The organism is Priestia endophytica DSM 13796 (assembly GCF_900115845.1).
Taxonomy (GTDB): domain Bacteria; phylum Bacillota; class Bacilli; order Bacillales; family Bacillaceae_H; genus Bacillus_I; species Bacillus_I endophytica.
In genome coordinates, this window is record NZ_FOXX01000016.1 from 71,414 (window position 1) to 79,863 (window position 8,450).

Here is an 8,450-nt window from a genome sequence, read left to right on the forward strand (position 1 = left end):
TAAAAAACATGTTTTGATATCAAAACATGCTTTTTATATTGGAATGTCTTATTTTACTAACGCCGCCTAATGTTTAAGTGTATTCCTTCACAAATTTCTCTAATCTATTTTTCACTTAACTTATGACAGGAATATGCCACATTTATTATAAGAAAATTCCCTGCAATGATTTAAAGAAAGCCACCGTTACCTTTCACAAATGAGTTTATCAGTCAAAATGAAAGCTAAAAAGGGCATTAATCCTTACTGGATAAATGCCTGTCATTTTATAAATAATCATTCAAGTATTATACATCAACAAACATTAATTTACTTGTTTTACTTATATTTTCTCTAAAATGCAACAAAAATATAACAATGTAATTTTTGATTTCTTACTGAGTTTTTAATGATGCTGTTTGACTATCGATTGAAATATGTTCTATCTTTGTATTTTTAATTTTCATCGATATCCCAACCAAGATTACTGCCATTGCTGTAAATATACCCATAGTTAAAAGTAGTGTATTTTGATTTAAACTCCATCCAATTAAGAAAGAGATTAATGCACCCCCAAAGCTTGCGGATGCAATAAATAAACTAGTTACTTCATCAATATATCTCTGAATAACAATTGATGCTAAGGTTAATGCAATTGGAAATATACCCGATATACTCAACCCAATTAAAAAGATGCAAATCAATTGTAGTATTGGATGATGCATATAAGAAAATACAACCAAAAATACAATTAGAAAACTACAGCTAAATAATAAATATCTTGAGAAATTTAATTTTCTACTCAATAATCCGATTACTATACGCCCGATTATTATACCTACCCAAAAAAAGGACACACTTATTAAACTAACTTGTTCTTGATTTTGGTTAATCATAATTGATGGTAAAAAATTGGCGAAATTAGTTTCAATTCCAGCGTAAAGGAAAGCAAAGAAAATAAATAATAACAACTGCTTTGATTTCTTCTTATCCCCAATAAAAAATTGAACTGCTCCTACCTCAGGTGAATTCATTTTCCCCTCATTTAGATTGGAATCTTTTCGAAATTTACTTATGAAAATTAACCACCCTATTAATATAATAAACAGAAAATAGAATAGATAGTAATAGGAAAAGTACCAGTTTTCAGTACTGATGAACAAATTAATTAATATTGGGAAGGATAATGCTCCCATTCCAAAAAGTACTTCTAACTTACTCATCTTTTCTACATTACTTTTAAAATTAGCAATTACAAAAAAACCGACTGTAGTTTCTAATGTTCCTGCACCATAGCCTAATAAAAATGCCATAAACACGATGTACTTCCAATCTTTTGTAAAGAAAAAGGTTCCAATAGCTAAAATCATGATTGTCAAAGCTAAAGTAAGTGTTTTGTGGTGACTGTATTTTTTAACAATTAGTGGAGATATTACTACACCCGTAAGGAATCCTGTAAATTGCAAAAAAATAATGATAGAAATATCATCAGTTGTTTTATCGAAAAATTCCATGAGAAATGGTGTTAAACTACCTGTTGAAATATGAATTACTCCTACTAAGAAAAAGAAGACAAATCCAAATAAATATGTTCCTCTTCGCATTAATTACACTCCCATTTTAAAAAGCAGGAAGATAATTTCCTGCTTTTTTAATAACTTACCTTATTCATTACTTTCAATTAATTAACAAGCATTACAGATATATCTTGATAATTGCTATCCTTCTCAAAGAACATCTCTAATACTTCCTGAGATCTGTAGCTATCAATAAAAGTTGGAACTTCAATCCATTCTTCTTTGATGATTCACTCCAATTAATTAATTAATCCACTTCTAAAAGAGTCAGCCCAACCATAAAATTCATTTGGTGGATCGTTGAGTAAACTTTGTGGTACTTGATATTCCCCTACATTTAAACCATTAATTAAGCTATAAACATGTGGGTTTCGTGTATGATATTTGAATTCTTTTTTATGTCCAACAACTTCAATGCTAAAACCACAATCTTCCGATACAGAACTTTTAACCCTCCGATGCATCAATTAATTTGTCAACGTTATTAAATGTTATTCCACCGTATTCCTTAACGAAGTTTTCTGCATTCTACTGATTTATGTCATATACCCCTACCAATTCTACATTTTTTATAGTTGATAAAGCAGTAGCATGAGCTTTAGCAATACCACCTGTACCGATAATTCCTACTTTTTTCATTTTATTATCCCTCTCTCTTTATCCGATAATTTTATTTAAAGTAATTTTGATCCCTTTAGAGTATTCATCTTCTGATACATTGGGGAAAGCATTTTTAGCTTCTTGCGTTGCATTTTTAAGTAAATATCCATTCTCCACTGCTTGTAACATTCTAATATCATTACCGCTATCTCCAAATGCAATAGCATTTTCAGGACTTATATTGTATTTTTCCAACATAAATCTCACAATTTCATCTTTTCCAGTACCTATTGGTATAAAATCTACGTCATAGCTATCCTCGGGATCACCAGCTAGAGGGTTACAACGATTTATATTTACAGAAACCCCATGTTCCTTACAAATTGATTCAATTGTTAACAGGTTATTTTTGTCATTTATTTCATCTTGCTCTTGGTAATAATAATTATGCTTATAACGAGAAATACCTAATTGAGTTTGTGGGTTTAAAGGAATATTATTATTCTCTTGTAGATGTTTAACCATTCTTTCAATCTTCTCTTTGTTAAAATCTTGATTTATACGGTTATTCCAGTTAGTATCTTGCTCACCAAAGTTATGTTCTGAAAAATAAGTTATTTCTGTCCCAAGATCACTTGCTATAAAATGAGGGAAAAATCTAAATCTACCTCTTTTCATCTTATCGAGTATAGATTCTATACTACTCCCAGTAACCCAGCCGATTAGTATGTCCCCGCTTTTACTTTTTTGTTCTAAATAATCTTCTAGCTCATAAATATCCTGTTGCTTCTGATTATCAATCTTATGAGGAAAGTAAGTTTCATCAAAATCACAAAATATAATATATTTTGGTTGTTCAACATGTGAAAGAGTTTTATACTCCAACTTCTTGTTTAATAACACTAAACAATCCCTCCATAACTCTGTCTTGTTCTTCTAAAGTAAATGATGGATACAAAGGTAAATGTAATACCTGGCTATGGGCCATTTCTGTGTTAATCAATTAAATTTTCCACACATACCAAAAATTTTATATGGATTAAAGCTTAATGCAGTTATGTCAGCATACTTGCCTAAGTCTGTCAGTCTAATTCCTTGACATGCATCTTCGATTACTTTCAGGTTGTATTAGTTGGCTATATCACATATTCCTTCATTTCTGAATGCTTTCCATATAAATGAACTGGCAAAATAAATTTTGTTTTAGTGGTTATCACTTCTTCAATCTTGTTTTGATCTATGCAAAATGTGTTTGGATTAATATCTACATATACAGGAATACCACCCCAAGCTAAAACTGCATTTTCTGTTACAGAAAAGCTATTGGCAGGCATAATAACTTCATCCCCCCGCTCTAGACCCAAAGCCAATAAGCTTATCATAAGTGTATCAGTCCCGTTACTAGTTGAAATTACGTACCTTTTCTGTAAATATATAGATAAAGCATCTTCAAATTTCTCCAGATATGAACCGCTGGTGAATTTTCCAGTAGGCAAAACTTTAGCTAAGGATTTTAGAATATCTTCTACTTCATTATTTGTTATTAGCCTATTGACTGGCATAAAAGGTACTTCATTTACTTTATTGTTCTTTTTATAATTGTTTCCACTGCTCATTAACAATACTGTCTTCTATAACAAGTTCATGTACGTTACCTTTAAAATGATTTAACAGTAACATGTTTTCTTTACTTTTACCCAAAATCGTAATCTTTTTTTTCACAAGCAGTACCTCCGCTAATTTATTATGTGGAAAATCGATCGCAATTTCATCCTAATTTCTGAAATCGATAACATGTCAATAATTTTTTAAAGGAAGGTAATATATGACTACAATTGATGAAATAGCTAGGTTATGTAATGTATCAAAAACCACTGTATCTCGCGTTTTGAATAATCACCCCTATGTGTCTAAAGAAAAAAGAGAAATGATTTTAAAAGTTATCAACGAAATTGACTACACTCCTAATTCTATAGCTCGACAATTCAGGAAAAACGAAACTCGGACAATAGCATTATCGGTTCCCAGTATCGACCATCCATTTTTTGCACAATTAATAAAAGGTGTTTCCCTGCAAGCATTATCTAATAAATATAAAGTAGTTGTTTTTCAAACATTTTATAACCAGACTATAGAACTGGAATTGCTAGAATTATTGAAGCATAAAGAAGTAGACGGGGTTATTCTCGGAGCTTTAGAAAACAATTGGTGTAAAATAGAACCATTTCTAAAGTATGGACCTATCTTGTTATGCAATGAGTATCACCATTCGGCTAATATACCCATAATTGGATATAATGAGTTTGAAGCAACTTATAAAGCTATAGTACATTTAATTGAAATGGGGCATAATAAGATTGGTTTTTGCTACGACACACCTTACAGCGAAGCCCAATGCCAAAGAAAAGATGGATACTTAAAAGCTTTAGATGATTATAATCTCCCTCATAACAAAGATTGGATATTTGGCGGTGTATTTAATATTGAGGATGGTTTCCATATCTTCGAACAGATTAATAACTTAAAAGATAGTCCAACTGCTATCTTTACAGGTAATGATCAAGTTGCAGCCGGACTTATAAAAAGAGCAACTATATCAGGTTTTAATGTTCCCAAAGACTTAGCTGTTATAGGGTTTGACAATCAATTGATTTGCCAAGTAGTTACTCCAACTATAACAAGTATTGATATCCCAATAATTGAATTGGGTCAAAAGGCATTTTTAAAATTAATTGACTGCTTATTAGGAAATGTTAGTTTAAGGAGGGAAGTTATTAGACTACCTACTAATCTTATCGTTCGAGAGTCAACATAATATAATTTTCACACATAAGTACATGTTCTATACAAAAAAGCAGGAGGAGTACGGGACACCATATATATAAGCGATTTCCTTCTTCTTTTAGACTTTTGAGTATTTCTTTAGGTGATGATTTTACAAAATGCTGATTGATAAAAATGAATTATGTTTAGTCCTTTTCTTAATCTTTCCAAGATACATAAATCTAAAATGATCATATGTTCCTTACTCCATGAATTTATCAGCATGGAGGTTTTTATTATGTATAGCTGAATCTATGTAAAAAAACTCCAAGAGATGATAACCCAATGTTGAAGTTGGGATAAGGTATTGTGTTAAGACCAGAAGCAAGAACGGAAGAACTAAATTTTAAATTTTCAACAGTAACAAAAACAATGGTTTTTGAGACGATATGTGAATAAGTCACTTCTCTCACCAATTCATTGATATTTATGTATCAAAATTCATCTCAAAATCTATGTATCATAAAGGAATATTTTTGATATAAGAAAGGATTCGAATTTGTGTATGAGGATCAATTAGTAATTATGGGTTATACTAGGGCGGGTTCTGTATTATTTGCTATTTATTAAATCCACAGTTGGATAATTTAACAAAATATGATTGTGTTGAAATGTTCTAAGAAAAGAGATGTTTTCATTTGAACGAATTTTGTTCTTCCACGCTGATGACTAGGCTTTAGAGGTACATTGAACTAGAATCAGGCCTTATTAATGTGAAAAATTTTAGATATATAAAATAAATATATGTTTATCTAAATATATATATTATACATATCAATGACCTCTTTTTATAATGAAGGTATCATTTCAAAAGGAGGATATTGTTATGGAATTTAGTAAACTTGGTCATAGTGGATTAACAATTAGTAAAATTGCATACGGAAACTGGATTAATCATGGCGGTAAGATAAATGAAGAGACTGCTCATGATTGTGTGAAAGCTGCTCTTGATGTTGGGATTACGACGTTTGATACTGCTGATGTTTATTCAGACACTAAAGCTGAAGAAATACTAGGCAAATCTTTAAAAGGGATTCGACGGGAGAGCATCGAACTATGTACGAAAGTATGTCATCCGACCGGTACTGGGCAAAACGATAGAGGATTATCACGTAAACATATTTTGGAAAACTGCAATGCCTCTTTGCGACGTTTACAAACAGATTACATTGATATTTACTATGCACACAGGTTTGATCCAACTACACCTCTGGAAGAAACGATGTTAGCTTTCGCAGATTTAGTAAGACAGGGTAAAGTGCACTATATTGGTGTAAGTGAGTGGACAGCAGAACAAATCACTCGAGGGGCAGCGCTTGCGCGAGAGTTAAATGTCCCTCTCATCGCCAGCCAACCTCAATACTCCATGTTATGGAGAATAATTGAACGTGATGTAATACCAACTTGCCAGCGTGAAGGACTTGGACAGGTAGTATGGTCACCTTTGGCCCAGGGAATCCTTACTGGAAAGTATCTTCCGGGTAAATCACTTCCAATGGATTCACGTGCTAACTCACCTGCTGGAAAGCCTTTCTTTAAAAATCTTGTGCAACGCTGGATGAGTAATAATATCTTAGAGGCGATCCAAAAGCTTAAACCCGTGGCACAAGAGGTTGATCTTACTCTAGCTCAGCTTGCGATAGCATGGGTACTGCAAAACCAGAACGTTTCTGCAGCAATTATCGGCGCTTCTAGTCCAGAACAGGTGAGGGAAAATGCTTTAGCATCTGAGGTGAAACTTGAAACGGAGGTTATGAATCAGATTGACGAAATTCTAGGTGATTTGGTTGAGTACGATCAGAGTAAAACAGGTTAAAGTTTTTAAGTCTGTCTTTTAGATAATTATTTTTTAATCCAGCCGAACCTGGCTGGATTTTTATGATTTAGACTGAGAACTTAAATAAGCCTCTCTTGCAACTGTTAAAAAGTGATCGACGATGGTTGACTTTTCATCTTGTCTCCATGAAATATATAAATTTACTTTTGGTGTAGTTTCTTGGATTTTTTTATAAACAATTCCTGATCGTTTTATGCTTTCTACTGAGGATGGAACCACAGAAATCCCCATTCCTGTTGCGACTAAATTAACAATTGTATGCATTTGAATAGCTTCCTGAACCACGTTTAAACTTATATTATGACCCCAAAAGTAGCTGATAATTAAATCATAAAATTTTGTACCTAGATGACGTGGAAACATAATAAATGGTTCATTGGCTAATAAATGAATGGGAACTTTGGAAAGCGAGGCTAAATGATGATTTTCAGGCAAAACCAAGCTTAATGATTCATCACAACAAATTTCTGAGGTTAGTATCTCATTATGTTGTTTGGAACGAATAAACCCTACGTGAATTTCTTTCTTGTATAGTGCTTTTACCTGCTGTTCTGTTGTCATTTCACGCAGGTCAAGATGAATTTTAGGGAAACCTTCCCGAAACTTTTTAATGATATCAATAACAATATCAGTAGAATCAACGAAACCAATCGTTAAATGACCTATTCTTCCGTCATCTGCAAGTTGTGTTGCTTTAATCGTTCTATCTACTTGAAGAAGCGTACGACGGGCTTCTTCTAAAAATACTCTCCCCGAATCTGAAAGTTCAACCTGTCTTTTAGTTCTATGAAAAAGCGTGACGCCTAACTCTTCTTCTAATTTACGAATTTCTTGACTTAATGGAGGCTGTGCCATGTTAAGACGTTCAGCTGCCCGACTAAAACTTAGTTCTTCAGCAACCATGATAAAATAACGTATTTGTCTCAGGTCCATTTTTTAAGTCCTCTCTATAAAATTTCAATCAGATTCTCTGAAATTTTGCTTTCCTCTGATTCCACGATACTTTTTTACGTGTACATTGAATTCATAAAAAACGGAATTCTATTCTAACAAAAGCAAAGGCTTTTTTGACGAGTTTCTTCCTATTATATATGATCCTTATTAAAAGTACCCTCATATTCCTTCACCAATTTATAAAAGGTTGTCTTTTTAACATTAGCCTCTTTCATGGCTTGTACAGCTGTAATCTCCTTATTTCTCCACCGGTTATAAGCTTCAATAAATTCTTGGCTAACCTGAGCTTTAGGCCGTCCAAAAGATACACCATCTTTGATTGCAGCATCAATGCCTTCACGCTGACGCTTCCGAATACGATCTCGTTCCTCTTCTGCCATCCACGAAAGAATCTGCAAAACTAAATCTGCAATAAAGGTTCCCAAACTATCCTTGTATTGAGTGGTATCCAACAACGGCATATCCAAGACCACAATGTCTGCCTCAATCTCTTTTGTAATGGCATTCCATTCTTGTAAAATTTCTTCCTTATTACGACCAAAGCGATCTAGAGAATGAATATAAAGAATATCCCCTTTACGCATCATTCGTTTCATCAGTTGATACTGTTCTCGATTGAAGTTTTTTCCACTTTGCTTATCGATGAAAATATCCCGAGGAGAAATTCCAGCTTCCTCCAT

Annotated in this window: 6 protein-coding genes and 2 pseudogenes; 2 read left to right on the plus strand and 6 right to left on the minus strand. The window is 32.8% G+C overall.

Going from position 1 to position 8,450, the window contains the following annotated elements; all coding sequences use genetic code 11:
* Positions 1–374: 374 nt before the first annotated feature.
* The 4 genes and pseudogenes from BM012_RS21810 to BM012_RS21825 all read right to left on the minus strand — a co-directional run.
* The gene (locus tag BM012_RS21810; RefSeq protein WP_061803003.1) at positions 375–1,583 is read right to left on the minus strand and encodes an MFS transporter; all 1,209 of its coding nucleotides are present in this window, start codon (positions 1,581–1,583) and stop codon (positions 375–377) included.
* 77 nt (positions 1,584–1,660) lie between these two features.
* Positions 1,661–2,195 (minus strand): annotated as a pseudogene (locus BM012_RS25980) (Gfo/Idh/MocA family oxidoreductase).
* An 18-nt stretch (positions 2,196–2,213) separates the two neighbouring features.
* Positions 2,214–3,059, minus strand: coding sequence for an HAD-IIB family hydrolase (locus tag BM012_RS21820; RefSeq protein ID WP_061803001.1), 846 nt, complete (start codon positions 3,057–3,059; stop codon positions 2,214–2,216).
* Between the two features lie 105 nt (positions 3,060–3,164).
* Positions 3,165–3,878: pseudogene (locus BM012_RS21825) on the minus strand (aminotransferase class I/II-fold pyridoxal phosphate-dependent enzyme); the annotation flags it as partial.
* 103 nt (positions 3,879–3,981) lie between these two features.
* Here BM012_RS21825 and BM012_RS21830 point away from each other — a divergent pair.
* Complete coding sequence (locus BM012_RS21830) at positions 3,982–4,971, plus strand: LacI family DNA-binding transcriptional regulator (protein WP_061802999.1); 990 nt, start codon at positions 3,982–3,984, stop codon at positions 4,969–4,971.
* Positions 4,972–5,805: 834 nt separating this feature from the next.
* Positions 5,806–6,795, plus strand: coding sequence for an aldo/keto reductase family protein (locus BM012_RS21835; RefSeq protein WP_061802998.1), 990 nt, complete (start codon positions 5,806–5,808; stop codon positions 6,793–6,795).
* Between the two features lie 60 nt (positions 6,796–6,855).
* Here BM012_RS21835 and BM012_RS21840 read toward each other — a convergent pair whose 3' ends face one another.
* Positions 6,856–7,749, minus strand: coding sequence for a LysR substrate-binding domain-containing protein (locus BM012_RS21840; RefSeq protein WP_061802997.1), 894 nt, complete (start codon positions 7,747–7,749; stop codon positions 6,856–6,858).
* A gap of 152 nt (positions 7,750–7,901) precedes the next feature.
* A partial coding sequence (locus BM012_RS21845) for a recombinase family protein (RefSeq protein WP_074842896.1) occupies positions 7,902–8,450 on the minus strand: 549 nt, incomplete at its 5' end.